At 43.6% G+C, this 14,569-nt stretch carries 15 protein-coding genes; 9 read left to right on the top strand and 6 right to left on the bottom strand.

Annotated elements, in window-relative coordinates:
* Positions 1–15: 15 nt before the first annotated feature.
* Complete coding sequence (locus M1D69_RS19055) at positions 16–1,140, top strand: spore germination protein (protein ID WP_326057918.1); 1,125 nt, start codon at positions 16–18, stop codon at positions 1,138–1,140.
* 102 nt (positions 1,141–1,242) lie between these two features.
* Here M1D69_RS19055 and M1D69_RS19050 read toward each other — a convergent pair whose 3' ends face one another.
* A complete protein-coding gene (locus M1D69_RS19050; RefSeq protein ID WP_458105186.1) occupies positions 1,243–1,923 on the bottom strand; it encodes an ABC transporter ATP-binding protein in 681 nt (226 codons plus the stop codon).
* Between the two features lie 15 nt (positions 1,924–1,938).
* Positions 1,939–3,393 carry an ABC transporter permease gene (locus M1D69_RS19045; RefSeq protein WP_458105187.1) on the bottom strand — a complete coding sequence of 485 codons (1,455 nt, stop codon included), beginning with the start codon at positions 3,391–3,393 and terminating at the stop codon, positions 1,939–1,941.
* A gap of 211 nt (positions 3,394–3,604) precedes the next feature.
* Here M1D69_RS19045 and yclJ point away from each other — a divergent pair, with 211 nt between their 5' ends.
* The 4 genes from yclJ (at position 3,605) to M1D69_RS19025 (ending at position 7,122) form a co-directional block, all read left to right on the top strand.
* Positions 3,605–4,288, top strand: coding sequence for a two-component system response regulator YclJ (gene yclJ, locus M1D69_RS19040; protein ID WP_227534190.1), 684 nt, complete (start codon positions 3,605–3,607; stop codon positions 4,286–4,288).
* Positions 4,275–5,684, top strand: coding sequence for an ATP-binding protein (locus M1D69_RS19035; RefSeq protein ID WP_458105188.1), 1,410 nt, complete (start codon positions 4,275–4,277; stop codon positions 5,682–5,684). The genes yclJ and M1D69_RS19035 overlap by 14 nt, the downstream gene beginning before the upstream one ends.
* Positions 5,685–5,867: 183 nt before the next feature.
* The gene (rapC, locus tag M1D69_RS19030; RefSeq protein ID WP_458105189.1) at positions 5,868–7,016 is read left to right on the top strand and encodes a response regulator aspartate phosphatase RapC; all 1,149 of its coding nucleotides are present in this window, start codon (positions 5,868–5,870) and stop codon (positions 7,014–7,016) included.
* Positions 7,000–7,122, top strand: coding sequence for a PhrC/PhrF family phosphatase-inhibitory pheromone (locus M1D69_RS19025; RefSeq protein WP_024120213.1), 123 nt, complete (start codon positions 7,000–7,002; stop codon positions 7,120–7,122). The genes rapC and M1D69_RS19025 overlap by 17 nt, the downstream gene beginning before the upstream one ends.
* A 104-nt stretch (positions 7,123–7,226) precedes the next feature.
* Here the strand turns inward: M1D69_RS19025 and M1D69_RS19020 are convergent, their stop codons facing one another.
* The 3 genes from M1D69_RS19020 to M1D69_RS19010 all read right to left on the bottom strand — a co-directional run bounded on the left by M1D69_RS19020 (position 7,227) and on the right by M1D69_RS19010 (position 9,096).
* On the bottom strand, positions 7,227–7,319 hold the full coding sequence (locus M1D69_RS19020) for a YjcZ family sporulation protein (RefSeq protein WP_024120214.1): 93 nt from the start codon (positions 7,317–7,319) through the stop codon (positions 7,227–7,229).
* Between the two features lie 149 nt (positions 7,320–7,468).
* Positions 7,469–7,579, bottom strand: coding sequence for a YjcZ family sporulation protein (locus M1D69_RS19015; protein WP_308400107.1), 111 nt, complete (start codon positions 7,577–7,579; stop codon positions 7,469–7,471).
* 152 nt (positions 7,580–7,731) lie between these two features.
* Positions 7,732–9,096 carry an aspartate kinase gene (locus tag M1D69_RS19010; protein ID WP_458105190.1) on the bottom strand — a complete coding sequence of 455 codons (1,365 nt, stop codon included), beginning with the start codon at positions 9,094–9,096 and terminating at the stop codon, positions 7,732–7,734.
* A gap of 382 nt (positions 9,097–9,478) precedes the next feature.
* Between M1D69_RS19010 and yclN the strand changes: the two genes are divergently transcribed.
* The 4 genes from yclN to M1D69_RS18990 are packed head-to-tail and all read left to right on the top strand — an operon-like array spanning position 9,479 to position 13,096.
* Positions 9,479–10,429, top strand: a complete 951-nt coding sequence (yclN, locus tag M1D69_RS19005; RefSeq protein ID WP_458105191.1) for a petrobactin ABC transporter permease YclN — start codon at positions 9,479–9,481, stop codon at positions 10,427–10,429.
* Positions 10,422–11,369: a petrobactin ABC transporter permease YclO gene (yclO, locus tag M1D69_RS19000; RefSeq protein ID WP_458105192.1), complete on the top strand. Its 948-nt coding sequence runs from the start codon at positions 10,422–10,424 to the stop codon at positions 11,367–11,369. Before yclN ends, yclO begins: the two co-directional genes overlap by 8 nt.
* Positions 11,363–12,121 (top strand): petrobactin ABC transporter ATP-binding protein YclP, encoded by a 759-nt coding sequence (gene yclP, locus M1D69_RS18995; protein ID WP_024120218.1) that lies wholly within the window; start codon positions 11,363–11,365, stop codon positions 12,119–12,121. The genes yclO and yclP overlap by 7 nt, the downstream gene beginning before the upstream one ends.
* Positions 12,122–12,142: 21 nt before the next feature.
* A complete protein-coding gene (locus tag M1D69_RS18990) occupies positions 12,143–13,096 on the top strand; it encodes a siderophore ABC transporter substrate-binding protein (RefSeq protein ID WP_458105193.1) in 954 nt (317 codons plus the stop codon).
* A gap of 48 nt (positions 13,097–13,144) precedes the next feature.
* On the opposite strand, the gene M1D69_RS18985 is transcribed toward M1D69_RS18990, so the two are convergent.
* Positions 13,145–14,563, bottom strand: a complete 1,419-nt coding sequence (locus M1D69_RS18985; RefSeq protein WP_458105194.1) for an MDR family MFS transporter — start codon at positions 14,561–14,563, stop codon at positions 13,145–13,147.
* Between the last annotated feature and the right edge of the window lie 6 nt (positions 14,564–14,569).

Raw genomic sequence — 14,569 nt, 5'->3', positions numbered from 1 at the left:
AAGGAGAAGTGACAGATGGAAAAAGCCAAAATCAGCATTAGGCAGCTGTTTGTCATGATGATCATTTTTGAGCTGGGCAGCTCCTTATTGATTACACCGGGAACGATGGCGGGCCGGGATGCCTGGATAGCGGTGCTGTTAGGCTGTGCAGTTGGTTTGTTTCTTTTTTACTTGTATCAGGGGATCTATCAATGCTATCCGGATTTCTCCCCGAAAGAATACATGGATGATATGCTCGGCAAAAAGCTGAGCTGGATCTTTTCGTTTCTTTATATCTTATATTTTGCATATATTGCCGCCCGGGTGCTGCGTGATTTCGGAGAAATGCTGCTGACATTTGCTTACCATGATACTCCGATTATCATCGTAAATGCTTTACTAATGATGGTCTGCATATATGCCGTCAGAAAAGGAATTGAAGTGCTGGCGCGGGCGGGTGAGCTTCTCTTCGGGGCAATGTATCTATTGGGTGCGCTCGGTCTCGTGCTGATCATTGTATCGGGTTCCATAGATCTGAAAAATTTAAAACCGGTTTTAGCAGACGGGATTTTCCCTGTTATTCATTCTGTTTTTACACAAACCATGTACGTTCCGTTCGGTGAAATTGTTTTATTTGTAATGATTTTCCCTAATCTCAATGATCGCAAGAATGTCAAAAAAGTGGGGATGCTCGCTATAGTCATCAGCGGATTGATTGTGGCGCTTACCGTAGCGATTAATATCAGTGTGCTTGATGTTGATCTGACATTGCGATCGCAGTTTCCGCTTTTAAGTACGATTCAGACAATCAAAGTGGAAGAATTTCTGGATCGGCTTGATATCTTTTTTATGCTGGCACTGATTATCGGCGGCTTCTTCAAAGTCAGCCTCTATCTGTATGCGGTGGTGGTGGGTGCGTCCACTCTTTTTAAGGAAAAAAATCCTTCACAGTTGGCATATCCAATGGGACTGGGCATACTCATCCTCTCTATCGCAATTGCCACCAACTTTTCAGAGCATTTAAATGAAGGGCTGAAAGTAGTGCCGCTGTACATTCATTTGCCCTTTCAATTGCTGTTTCCATTATTTCTGTTTATCCTCGCTGTTTGGAAAAAGAAGAGAAGAGAGAAATCAAAGCAGGCTGAAAAACAGAAACAATAAAAAGAGCGGGGGGATGCAGCCGCCGCTCTTTTTACGTTCACTTCTATATAAAAGGGGGATATAGGTTGCGCCCCTGTCTGCACTGGCAGAGGCGCGTTTTTGTTAAACGACTGCGGCGTTTTCCGTCACAGTAACGCTTCCTCGTGAAAGTCTGATGGTAATGTCAGAGATCCTTGCAATTTGTTCATCATGCGTCACCATGATGATGCATTTATTTTCTTTGTGCGCCAAATCCTGAAAGAGCCGCACAATTTCTTTCGACGTGTCCTCGTCAAGGTTTCCGGTCGGTTCATCGGCTACGATCAAGTCCGTGTCACAGCAAAACGCTCTTGTAATGGAAACACGCTGCTGCTGTCCGCCGCTTAATGTCAGAACCTTTTGCCGGGCTTGTTTTTCATTGATGCCGACCTTCTCCAGCATCTCCAACGCATATGCTTCTTTGTTCTTTTCCTTTGAACCTGTGATTTCCATGGCGGTTGTCACATTTTGCAGAGCTGTCATATATGGAAGCAGATTGTACGCCTGAAAGACAATTGATACGTATTTATTTCTGAAATTCGTCAACCCGATTTTAGAAACAGCTTTTCCGCCATAAAGGATATGTCCTTCTTTAGGTGCGTCAAGTCCGCCTGCCAGAGACAGGAAGGTCGTTTTTCCTGTCCCTGATGTGCCGACAATTGTATGAAATTTACCTTTTTCAAAGCTGATATTGATATCTTGAAACAAGGGCTGGCTTTTGTCGTTATACCAGTAGCCGACTTGTTGAAATTCTAATAAGCTCATTCGTTTCGCCTCTTTCTATTCCTGTTTTGTCAATATCGTTTTCGGGTGGAGCCGCAGTACTGAAATAGACGGCAGCAGCGTTGCAATGACAGCGATTAACATTCCGATTCCGCCGAGAACAAGCATATCGTTCATCGAAACTGCCACATTCAGTGAATCAATGACGTCCGCGTTTGAAGAGCTTTGGCCGAACATTCCGTGGCCCATGCCGCCACCGCCGCCGGGCATTTGGCCGCTTGCGGTTTGTGTTGAATCAGTTGATGAACTGATCTGCTGGGATAACAGTTGATTGCCGAGCTGGTTGGCGACCAGATTTCCAGTCACTGATGCAATGCCGATGGCCACAACAGCCACGATCAGAATCTCAGTTAAGAACTGGCCAATCAGCTTCCACCGTTTTTCACCGATCGCCATTAACACACCCATCTCATATTTGCGCTCTCTGATAGACATCATGACAATGAGGCCAAGAATGACAGCGCCTGCCACAGACACTAGATACACGACATTTTTAGAGAAAGAAGCTACATTTTCGATCGGGCCGACCATTTGCTGGTAAAGCTGATCGTTTGTATTCAGTGTGAATGTATCAAAATCAATCGATGTTTTCTTCGCTGCTTTTACGAAGGCATCGATATTTTTCGCATCATCCATATCATATACGGCTGAGTCAATCGTATTTTTATAGTCGTCACCTTTCAGCGCCGCTGTTGCTGTGTAAGGTGTGTAAAGCTTATTGTAAGGATTTAAGAATGAGAAATTCCGGGCTTGATCATCGCCTGAAGACGTTGTTTTATAAATACCGACAACCTTCAGTTTGACTGTTGTATCTTCGTCAGTTACTGATTCTATTGTGATGGAATCCCCAACGCTTACATCATTTTCTTCTGCTAATGTTTCATTGATCACTGTGACGTTTTGGCCGACATCAGATTTTGTAATCGCGCGCCCATCTGTGATTTTTGAATCTCCGTCAGAGAATTCCTCTAACAGCGACGTGCTGATGACGCCTTCAATCGAAAGATCGGCTTGAACCATTTGTTTTCCGCCTTGCATTGGAGCGCCTTTTGTATCGCTTGAGCTTGAGTCTGTGCTCGAATCAGTAGAGCTTGAGCTTTCAATCGCATCGAAGTTTCCGGCGTTGGCTGAAGCTGACGTAATGAAGTTGTAGCTCTTCACATGATCAAGCGCTGTCAGCTTATTGGCATCAGACACTTTTATCGGTGTAGATTCGAAGCTGCGTTTTTCACCGCTGTCCTGCTGCTTCTCCATTTGTTTTTGGCGGTCAACTTGAAGCGTAACGCTTCCGCCCAGCTCCTGTCTGGCAAGGTCGCTGGATTTTTGAGCTGCTGACTGGATCGTGAGGCCAGACAGAACAAATATACAAATGACTGTAAACACAAATAACTGCAAAAACGTTTTTCCTTTTTTGGCCTTCATGTTCCAAAAAGCCCGTTTGATAAAATTCATTTATGTTCCTCCGTATAGGTATTTTTATGGATAACACCGCCTGTGAGGCTGGCCTACTTGTTGACAAATTTATAGTAGTCCAAAGGTATGAAAAAAATATGAACAATCTATTTCTAGTAGATGAAATAAAAACTAACAATTGTGAAACCCTAAATCTTCTGTATAAAATGGTGCTATTATATAAAAAAGCATCAAATAATCGGAGGATCCAATGAAAATTTTAATGATAGAAGATAACGTTAGTGTTTGTACGATGACAGAGATGTTCTTTTTTAAGGAAGGCTTTGAAGCTGAATTTGTTCATGACGGTTTAGAGGGGTATCAGCGTTTTGCGGAAGAGAATTGGGATTTGGTGATTCTGGATATTATGCTTCCGTCTATGGACGGCGTAACCATCTGCAGAAAAATAAGAGAGACAAGCACGGTTCCGATTATCATGCTGACTGCCAGAGACACCGAATCAGACCAGGTGATCGGCTTTGAGATGGGTGCGGATGATTATGTGACGAAGCCATTCAGCCCGCTGACATTGGTTGCCCGCATCAAAGCCGTGAACAGAAGATATCAGGCGACGGGCAAGGCGGCAGCGGAAGAAGATACGATTGAATCGGAATGCTTTAAAATTAATAAAAAGACGAGAGAAGTATTTTTAAATGGGGAGCCTGTTGAAAACCTCACGCCTAAGGAATTTGACCTGCTTTATTACCTTGTGCAGAACCCGCGGCAGGTGTTTTCCAGAGAGCAGCTGCTTGAGCAGGTATGGGGCTATCAGTTCTACGGAGACGAACGGACTGTCGATGTTCATATTAAACGGCTGCGGAAAAAGCTTGCAAGTGAGGACAAGCCTTTCCTATACACTGTATGGGGAGTAGGGTATAAATTTGATGAGGATTAAATATTTATATCAGCTGCTGCTGAGCCATGTCAGCATATTAATTTTAGCATTTGTTATCATTATTTCTCTTTTTTCTCACTTTGTGAAAGAGTTTGCCTACCAAAATAAAGTAGAGGAACTGACGTCATATGCGGTGCAGATTGCTAGCGAATTTCAAGCCGGCCAGGTTGATATGCGCCGGCTGTATCCATATCAGGATATTTTAAGCACAAGAAAGACACAGTTTATCATCTTTAATGAAGCACAGCAGCCTTATTTTTACCCTGAAGACTTTCGCCCAAGGGAAAAGCTGAAGAAAGCGGAGTGGGAGAAGCTGAAAAAAGGGCAGGTGGTCATGAACAGAGCGGATGGCCGTTTTAACGATGAGGTTTCCCTTGTTGCACAGCCGATTTTTGTAAACAATGAATTTAAAGGCGCGGTACTGCTGATTTCTCCAATCAGCGGCGTAGAGCAAATGATTAATCAGGTCAATCTCTATATGTTTTACGCGATAATCAGCACGCTTGTCATTACCATTCTCGTCAGCTGGCTGCTTTCCAAATTCCATGTGAAACGCATTCAAAAGCTGAGAGAAGCAACGGATAAAGTAGCTTCCGGCGACTATGACATCCACTTGGAAAACGGCTATCGGGATGAAATCGGGGTGCTGGCGTCTGACTTTAATATCATGGCGAAAAAATTAAAGCAGTCGAGAGATGAAATCGATCGGCTTGAGAAGCGGAGAAGGCAGTTTATTGCAGATGTATCCCATGAATTAAGAACGCCGCTGACAACCATTAACGGTTTGGTTGAAGGGCTGAACAGCGATACGATTCCAGAGGAGAATAAAGAAAAATGCTTCTCGCTCATCAGTGAGGAAACGAAGCGAATGCTGCGGCTCGTAAAAGAAAATCTCGATTACGAAAAAATCAGATCACAGCAAATCACCCTGAACAAGCTTGACGTTCCGCTGATTGAAGTATTCGAAATCATGAAAGAGCACCTTGAACAGCAGGCGGAAGAAAAGCAAAATAGGCTGATGATTCAGGTGGAGGACAGCGTGATCGTTCATGCCGACTATGACCGGTTAATTCAAATCCTCGTGAACATTACGAAAAACAGCATCCAATTTACGCAGCACGGTGACATTTGGCTGCGGGGAACAGAAGGATATAAAGAGACCATTATCGAAATTGAAGATACGGGAATCGGCATTTCAAAAGAGGATATCGAGCATATTTGGGAGCGGTTCTACAAAGCTGATATTTCAAGAACGAACACGGCGTACGGAGAATACGGCCTCGGCCTCTCCATCGTCAAGCAGCTTGTTGAAATGCATCAAGGCACAATAGATATTAAGAGTGAAAAAGGGAAAGGCACAACATTCATTATCCGCCTTCCTTTACCTACAAAATAGCAATCAATCATGTAAGGCGGCATATCGTCAGATGCTGCCGCCTTCTTCTTTCTAACATCGCTTCGGTATTCCTTTTTTTATTGCGTGCTCCCGAAATAAAGATTGCGTGTTTTTCGGGTTAGGACAGTCTGTAAACATGATAAAATATGACATAAACAGTTTTTGATGGGAGAGGGTGAAGGAATGAAGAGCGGGGTAATTCCTTCTTCAGCAGTCGGTCAAAAAATTAACGAGTGGTACAAATATATCCGGACCTTCAGCGTGCCGGATGCCGAGGTGCTCAAAGCTGAAATCCAGCAGGAACTGAAACACATGCAGCATGATTCCAACTTGCTGTTATATTACTCACTAATGGAATTTCGCCACCAGCTTATGCTTGATTATCTTGAGCCGCTGGAGAAATTAAATATCGAAGACCAGCCAAGCCTGTCTGAATTATCACGAAATATAGACAGCAACCAAGCTGATCTGAAAGGGCTTCTCGATTACTATGTGAATTTTTTCCGCGGAATGTATGAGTTTGATAAGCGGGAATTTATTTCAGCTATTACATATTACAAACAGGCGGAGAAAAAACTTTCTTTTGTTTCCGATCATATTGAACGGGCTGAATTTTATTTTAAAATCGCGGAAGCTTATTATTATATGAAGCAAACGTACTTTTCATTGATTCATATCAAAAATGCATACGAAATTTATGTAGAGCAGGAAACCTATAATGTTCGGATTATCCAATGCCATTTTGTGTTCGGGGTTAACCTCATGGATGAGAGAAATTTTGAGCAAGCCGCACGGCATTTCAGATTGGCGCTGGAGATGGCGGAAGCGGAACAAAAAGCCCAATTGGTCGGAAGAGCACTTTATAATTTAGGGCTGTGTTATTACAATCAAGACCTTCTCGACCCTGCCATTGAACATTTTGAGAAAGCGGTTTCCACTTTTGAAAACAGCAGAATCACCAATTCTCTGCCTCAAGCATACTTTTTAATAACACTTATTTATTATAAACGCGGAAAACAGGAGAAGGCCTCGGAATATCACAAGAGGGGCTATGAATATGCTAAAGAAACAGACGATGCAGACTACGCGGTAAAATTTGAGTTTTTACAATCCCTATATCAGGCACAGCCCAATACAGAAGGAATCGAGCGATGTTTCCGATATTTAAAAAATAAAAATATGTATGCTGATATAGAGGATTTAGGCCTAGAAGTAGCAAAATATTACTATGAACAAAAATGGTTTGAACTGTCTGCTTCCTACTTTCTTAGAGTTGAAGAGGCAAGAAAACAAATACAAAGGAGTGAAGGTTTGTATGAAATTGAAATCTAAGTTATTTGTTATTTGTTTGGCTGCAGCAGCTGTTTTTACAGCGGTTGGCGTCTCTGAACATGCTGAAGCATCCGACTTTCATGTCACAGAAAGAGGAATGACGTAAGAACCAGGCCCCTTCTCAATAAGAGAAGGGGTTTTCTTTTAAAGAAACAGCAACGCAGGATATGGATCTTACGGCGCCGCCTGATTCATGGAGATTCCTTTTTCTTAGTAGCCTCCGTTAAAAAACGCAGTTCCCACGATAATTAAGAGGATAAATAACACAACAATCAAAGCAAAAGAGTTTCCGTACCCAGACATCTGTGCCACCTCCTTGTGAGATTACTTTATGATATGCTGCATAAACGCGGCGGACAGGGCTTTCAGAATATAGATTGAAAAATAAAGAAAACAACTAAAAAACGCCGCATGACAATGATATTGTCTTACGGCGCTGTACTGCATACTACTTAGAAGCCTCTTGTAAATGCAGCACCTACGATAATTAATAGAATAAACAATACAACGATCAAAGCGAAAGAACCGATGCCGTAACCGCCGCCGTTAGCGTATCCTGACATAAGGCTTCACCTCCCTAAGATGGATACTGCAAAATATGCGGACACGGCCGGATTGATAGGGATAATAGTGGACAAGGCAAAAAATGAACAATTCGGCTATCAAGGCGGGCAATATAAAAAGCGGGCCCTGCCGCCCGCTTTTATTTTATAGATTAAGAGACCAGCACACCCGCGAAAAACTCCCGGTATAATGCTTGGACGGCTTTTCTTTCTTCGGCTTCCTTTACGCCGAACATCATGCTCACTTCAGAAGATCCTTGGTTAATCATTTCGATATTCACTTTCGCCTCTGATAAGGCTTTGGCTGCTCTTGCCGTTGTGCCGACATTATGGCGCATTGCTTCTCCTACAACCATAATCAGCGCCAGATTGTGCTCGACAATGACTTCATCGGCATGAAGGTTCTCTTTAATCTGCTTCATTACGCTTCGTTCGGCCGAAGCATCCATTTGGCCCTGTCTTAAGATGATCGTCATGTCATCAATTCCCGATGGAACATGCTCATACGTCAAACCGTGTTCCTCGAGGATTTGAAGGGCTCTGCGGCCAAATCCGATTTCTCTGTTCATTAAATACTTGCTGATATAAATGCTGCAAAAGCCGGTATCGCTGGCAATGCCGACGACAGGACCGTTTGTGTTATCGCGTTTGCTGACGACGCGGGTCCCTTGTGCTGCCGGGTTGTTCGTATTTTTGATTTGAACAGGAATCCCCGCTCTGAATGCCGGAATGAGCGCTTCATCATGAAATACCGAAAAACCCGCGTAGGACAGCTCCCGCATCTCTCTGTATGTCAGCTCGCTGATTTCCTTTGGATTCTCAACAAAAGACGGATTGACAGAGTACACAGCATCCACGTCCGTAAAGTTTTCGTACAAATCGGCTTGAAGTCCGTTAGCAAGAATCGAGCCTGTAATATCAGAACCGCTCCGTGAGAATGTCATCACATCGCCATCCTTGCTGAAACCGAAAAAGCCGGGGAATATGATAAGGCCTTCACGCTCTCTCAGCTGAAAGAGATTTTGATACGATTCAGGAAGAACTTGCGCGTTGCCGGGTTCGTTTGTCACAAAAAGGCCGGCATCCTTCGGGTTCACATATTCCGCTTTCACGCCTTTGTGGCGGAAATAAGCGGCAATCAGCTTGGCGTTGTTATCCTCACCGCTTGCTTTGACTGCGTCCAGATATTGTACGGGATTGCTTTTATCTCCTTCTAAAAGCGTAAACAAATCATCACGGATCTTTTCTATAATACACGGCTCAAGCTGAAGCTCATTTGCGATCAGAGCATACCGTTCAATGACCGCTTCCGCCAGCTCAGGGGCGCTGCCGGATGATAAATACTGTTCAGCACATGCGATTAAGAGATCAGTCACTTTCGTATCCTCGGAATAGCGTTTGCCCGGAGCCGAAACCACTACAGCTTTGCGCGCGGGATCTGAGGTTACGATTTGAAATACCTTTTCAAGCTGTGCGCCTGAAGCGAGTGAGCTGCCTCCGAATTTAACGACCTTCATGTTTACATCTCCTAATGTTAAAATTTTCACACAAATTTAGTATTTATTATCCCTCTTTCAGTTCTGTAAATCAAGGAGAAATTTCTTTGTGGAATGAACATTTGTATTTATAGAGAGGAATTATGTCAGGTCTGATGACGAACCTGTAGCATAGTGAAGATAAATATGGTAAACAGACTAACGATTTGTGATGGAAAAGGGTTTGAATGATTAGTAAAATTGAATAGATAACGAAGTGAATATTTTTAAAGAATATTGACTAACACTAGAAAAATGGTAATATGTAAATGATAATGATAATCAATTACTATATGGCCATATTGTTTTGAGTCCTTGCGGAGTAGGAGATACGTTCTTTTTTGTGAGGATGTAAGGAGGCAGCATGAAGCTACGTTACTTATTTTTTCTGCTTATCATATTAGCAGTCACTTCTGTATTTATCGGCGTAGAAGATCTGTCGCCGCTTGATCTCTTTGATTTAAGCAAAGAAGAGGCGTCAACGCTCTTTGCCAGCCGTTTGCCGCGGCTGATCAGCATTCTGATCGCGGGCATGAGCATGAGCATCTGCGGACTGATTATGCAGCAGATCACCAGAAACAAATTCGTGTCACCGACAACGGCCGGCACGATGGACTGGGCGAGGCTGGGAATCTTAATATCCTTGCTTTTGTTTACATCGGCAAGTCCTTTAATGAAAATGCTGATTGCTTTTGTCTTTGCTTTAGCCGGCAATTTTCTGTTTATGAAAATTCTTGAAAGAATCAAGTTTAACGACACCATCTTTATTCCGCTAGTCGGTTTAATGCTCGGGAATATCGTCAGCTCAATCGCGACGTTTATCGCGTATAAATATGACCTGATCCAGAACGTGTCATCATGGCTTCAGGGGGATTTCTCCTTAGTTGTGAAAGGGAGATACGAGCTTCTTTATCTGAGTATTCCGCTTGTCATCATTGCCTATGTTTATGCGGATAAATTTACAGTGGCGGGTATGGGGGAAAGCTTTTCTGTCAACCTCGGCCTCAAGTATAAACGGGTTGTGAACATCGGGCTCATTATCGTATCCCTGATTACGTCACTTGTCATTTTGACTGTCGGTATGCTTCCGTTTCTCGGTTTAATCATCCCGAACATTGTATCGATTTACAGAGGAGACAACCTGAAAAACAGCCTGCCGCACACTGCGCTGCTGGGAGCGGTTTTTGTTCTGTTTTGCGATATATTGGGCAGAGTCATTATCTTCCCATATGAAATCTCGATTGGTCTGATGGTCGGAATCATCGGCAGCGGCATTTTCCTGTTTATGCTGTTAAGGAGAAAAGCGTATGCGTAACCAGATGAAAATGGCGTTGCTCGTTGGTATAGCCGTTGTATGTATCGGTTTGTTTCTGTTTTATGACTTAGGCAATTGGGATTACACACTGCCGAGAAGAATCAAAAAAGTCGCTGCCATTATGCTGACTGGGGGAGCGATTGCGTTTTCGACGATGATCTTCCAAACCATCTCGAATAACCGCATCCTGACGCCCAGCATTTTAGGCCTCGATTCTCTCTATATGCTGATTCAGACCGTCATCATCTTTTTGTTCGGTTCTATGAATATCGTAATCATGAATAAAAACATCAACTTCATCATCTCTGTTTTGCTGATGGTGCTGTTTTCTTTTGTTCTCTATCAGATCATGTTCAAAGGTGAGGGGAAAAATATCTTCTTCCTTCTGCTCATCGGAATCGTGTTCGGCACGCTGTTCAGCAGCCTGTCTTCGTTTATGCAGATGCTGATTGATCCGAATGAGTTTCAGGTTGTGCAGGACAAAATGTTTGCCAGCTTTAACAACATCAACACTGATTTGTTATGGCTCGCCGTCATCATCTTCCTGCTGACCGGTATCTATGTCTGGCGTTTCACGAAATTTTTTGACGTGCTGTCACTCGGCCGTGAACACGCCGTCAATTTGGGCATTAACTACGACAAAGTTGTCAAACAGATGCTGATCGTGATCGCGATCCTTGTTTCTGTTTCTACAGCGCTTGTCGGCCCGATTATGTTCTTGGGGCTTCTTGTCGTCAATCTGGCGAGAGAATTTCTGAAAACATATAAGCATTCATACTTAATCGCAGGTTCTGTTTTCATCAGCATTATTGCGTTAGTCGGGGGACAGTTTGTGGTTGAGAAAGTATTTACCTTCTCAACGACGCTGAGCGTTATTATTAATTTTGCCGGCGGGATTTATTTTATCTACTTGCTGTTAAAGGAGAATAAATCATGGTAGAGGTCAAAAATGTAAGCAAACAATATGGAGGGAAAGTTGTCCTTGAAGAGACGTCAGTCACGATTCAAAAAGGCAAAATTACCTCGTTTATCGGTCCTAACGGCGCCGGCAAAAGTACGCTGCTGTCTATTATGAGCCGACTGACCAAAAAGGATTCCGGTGAGATTTTCATAGACGGAGAAGAGATCGGAACCTGCGACAGCAAAGAGCTTGCCAAAAAAATGAGTATTTTAAAGCAGGCGAACCAAATCAATATCAGACTGACCATCAAAGACCTTGTCAGTTTTGGCAGATTCCCTTATTCACAGGGCCGGCTGACAGAGGAAGACTGGGTTCATATCAACCAGGCGCTCAGTTATATGAAGCTGGAGGAGATTCAGGATAAGTACTTGGATCAGCTGAGCGGGGGACAGTGCCAAAGAGCTTTTATCGCAATGGTCATTGCCCAGGACACGGATTACATTTTTCTGGATGAGCCGCTGAACAATCTGGATATGAAACATTCAGTTGAAATTATGAAGCTTCTGAAGAGGCTGGTAGAGGAGCTTGGAAAAACAATCGTAATCGTCATTCACGATATCAACTTTGCTTCCGTCTACTCCGATCATATCGTTGCTTTGAAAAACGGCCGAATCGTAAAAGAGGGGCCGCCGGAGGAGATGATTGAAACCTCTGTGCTCGAAGAAATCTACGATATGACCATCCCGATTCAGACGATTGATAACCAAAGAATAGGTGTTTATTTTTCTTAATATACAGAAGAGGTGAAGAGCATGAAAAAGTTTGCAATTCTATTCATCGCATTGGTGACGGCTGTTGTCATTTCCGCTTGCGGAAACCAAAGCTCAAGCAGCAAAGGTTCTGACACGAAGAAAGAACAAATGACGGTGAAACACCAGCTGGACAAAAACGGCACAAAAGTGACAAAGAACCCTAAAAAAGTCGTTGTATTTGATTTAGGAAGCTTAGATACATTAGATAAATTAGGTCTTGATGATAAAGTAGCGGGCCTGCCGAAACAAGCCCTTCCTAAATATCTGTCCAAATTTAAAGATGACAAATATGCTGATGTCGGAAGCTTAAAAGAGCCAGACTTTGAAAAAGTGGCGGAATTAGAGCCTGACCTGATCATTATCTCAGGAAGACAATCCGAGTCTTACAAAGAATTCTCTGAAATCGCGCCGACCATTTACCTTGGCGTAGATACAGCGAACTACATGGAATCATTTCAATCAGATGCAGAAACAATCGGTAAAATCTTTGATAAAGAAGATGAAGTAAAAGACGAGCTCGCAACAATTGATAACTCAATTGCGGATCTTAAGAAAACAGCTGAAAAGCAAAACAAAAACGGTCTTGTCATCCTTGCAAATGACGGAAAAATCAGCGCCTTTGGTTCTAAATCAAGATACGGCCTGATCCATGACGTATTCGGCGTGACACCGGCTGATAAAAATATCAAAGCGTCTACTCACGGACAAAGCGTTTCATATGAGTACATTTCAAAAACAAACCCTGATTACCTGTTTGTTATTGACCGCGGTACAGCAATCGGAGAAACATCATCTACAAAACAAGTCGTTGAAAACGACTATGTGAAAAACGTAAACGCCGTGAAAAATAATCATGTCGTTTACCTTGATTCAGCTACTTGGTACTTATCAGGAGGCGGACTTGAGTCAATGACGCAAATGATTAAAGAAGTGAAAGACGGTTTAGAGAAGTAACACCAAAAAGAGCCTCCGCTCTCAAAGCGGGGCTCTTTTTTTACAGGATCAGCGTGCCGGCTGCTGTTCGGCAGGGCGCTGAGGTTTCTTTAATGTAAAGGATAGAAGTAAACCGGCAAGCGCGATGCAGGCTGCCACGATAAAAGCGGCATTCATGCCGTGCAGAGCGGCGTGTTTTACATTTGTGGTTCCTGCATGTGCCGCCTGGTTGCTCATCACGGATACCAGGAGAGCAGTTCCGATGGAGCCGCCGACTTGGCGAACCGTATTGTTCATCGCTGTTCCGTGTGGAATCAGGTGGCGCGGCAGCGCATTGATTCCGGCTGTTGTCACAGGCATCATAATCATCGCTGTCCCTAAGAGACGAACGGTATATAAAACGACAATCCAAGCCAATGACGTATGGTCAGTCAGCTGCATAAACGGAAGTGATGTCAGGAAGATGATACAGAAACCTGCAATCGCCAGGCCTCTTCCGCCGACACGGTCAAAAATTCTTCCGATAATCGGTGACATGAAGCCCATCACAATGGCTCCCGGAAGAAGCATAAGCCCTGTATCAAAGGCTGTGACGTCTCTGACGTTTTGTGTATACAGCGGCAGAATGGTTTCTGTACCAATTAATAATGCAAAGACAAGGGTTCCCAGCAGGGTTGTTAAGCTGAAGATACCAAACGTAAATACGCGGAATTCCAGCATCGGTTTTTCAAGCTTCATCTGTCTTGTAATAAATAAGAGCAGCGCGATCACGCCCACTAGCAGTGAAATCAGAACCGTTGAGCTGGTCCATCCGTAAGAGCCGACGCTTGAGAAGCCATAGAGCAGTCCGCCAAATCCAAGTGTCGACAGGATAACTGATAAAATATCAATCTGTGTTTTTCTTAATGTCGTCACGTTTTTCATAAGAATGATAGCGAGAAGCAAATCAATCACGGCAAACGGAAGAATGATATAAAACAATGATCTCCATGAGAAAGCTTCTACTGCCCATCCTGAAAGAGTCGGTCCGATCGCAGGCGCGAAGGAGATGACCAATCCGACCATACCCATAGCCTGGCCGCGCTTTTCAATCGGAAAGATCGTTAAAAATACTGTTTGCATGAGCGGCATCATAATGCCGGCTCCGGCCGCCTGAATGATACGGGCCGCCAGCAGAACCGGAAAGTTCGGGGCAAACGTGCCGACGATTGTTCCGGCAGTGAAAATACTCATCGCCGTAATGAGAAGCGTACGGCTCGTGAATTTTTCAATTAAAAACGCAGTAATCGGAATTAAAATACCGTTCGTTAACATAAATGAAGTCGTCAGCCATTGGGCTTGGTTTGCATCTATATGAAAATCCCTCATGATATGGGGGAGAGCGGTAATTAACAGTGTCTGGTTCAAAATGGCGACAAACGCCCCGGCTAACAAAATGCCGACAATGACAGAACGGTTATACGGTTTTTTTTCAATACTTGTGTCCAATAAGAT

The sequence above is a fragment of the Bacillus sp. PK3-037 genome, from assembly GCF_054161355.1.
This window is presented reverse-complemented; position numbering and strand designations above follow the sequence as displayed.

Bases quoted from the DNA above. Each gene is read 5' to 3' on its own strand.
- M1D69_RS19055 (WP_326057918.1), top strand. From the start codon at position 16: ATGGAAAAAGCCAAAATCAGCATTAGGCAGCTGTTTGTCATGATGATC.
- M1D69_RS19050 (WP_458105186.1), bottom strand. From the start codon at position 1,923: ATGAGCTTATTAGAATTTCAACAAGTCGGCTACTGGTATAACGACAAA.
- M1D69_RS19045 (WP_458105187.1), bottom strand. From the start codon at position 3,393: ATGAATTTTATCAAACGGGCTTTTTGGAACATGAAGGCCAAAAAAGGA.
- yclJ (WP_227534190.1), top strand. From the start codon at position 3,605: ATGAAAATTTTAATGATAGAAGATAACGTTAGTGTTTGTACGATGACA.
- rapC (WP_458105189.1), top strand. From the start codon at position 5,868: ATGAAGAGCGGGGTAATTCCTTCTTCAGCAGTCGGTCAAAAAATTAAC.
- M1D69_RS19025 (WP_024120213.1), top strand. From the start codon at position 7,000: ATGAAATTGAAATCTAAGTTATTTGTTATTTGTTTGGCTGCAGCAGCT.
- M1D69_RS19020 (WP_024120214.1), bottom strand. From the start codon at position 7,319: ATGTCTGGGTACGGAAACTCTTTTGCTTTGATTGTTGTGTTATTTATC.
- M1D69_RS19015 (WP_308400107.1), bottom strand. From the start codon at position 7,579: ATGTCAGGATACGCTAACGGCGGCGGTTACGGCATCGGTTCTTTCGCT.
- M1D69_RS19010 (WP_458105190.1), bottom strand. From the start codon at position 9,096: ATGAAGGTCGTTAAATTCGGAGGCAGCTCACTCGCTTCAGGCGCACAG.
- yclN (WP_458105191.1), top strand. From the start codon at position 9,479: ATGAAGCTACGTTACTTATTTTTTCTGCTTATCATATTAGCAGTCACT.
- yclO (WP_458105192.1), top strand. From the start codon at position 10,422: ATGCGTAACCAGATGAAAATGGCGTTGCTCGTTGGTATAGCCGTTGTA.
- yclP (WP_024120218.1), top strand. From the start codon at position 11,363: ATGGTAGAGGTCAAAAATGTAAGCAAACAATATGGAGGGAAAGTTGTC.
- M1D69_RS18990 (WP_458105193.1), top strand. From the start codon at position 12,143: ATGAAAAAGTTTGCAATTCTATTCATCGCATTGGTGACGGCTGTTGTC.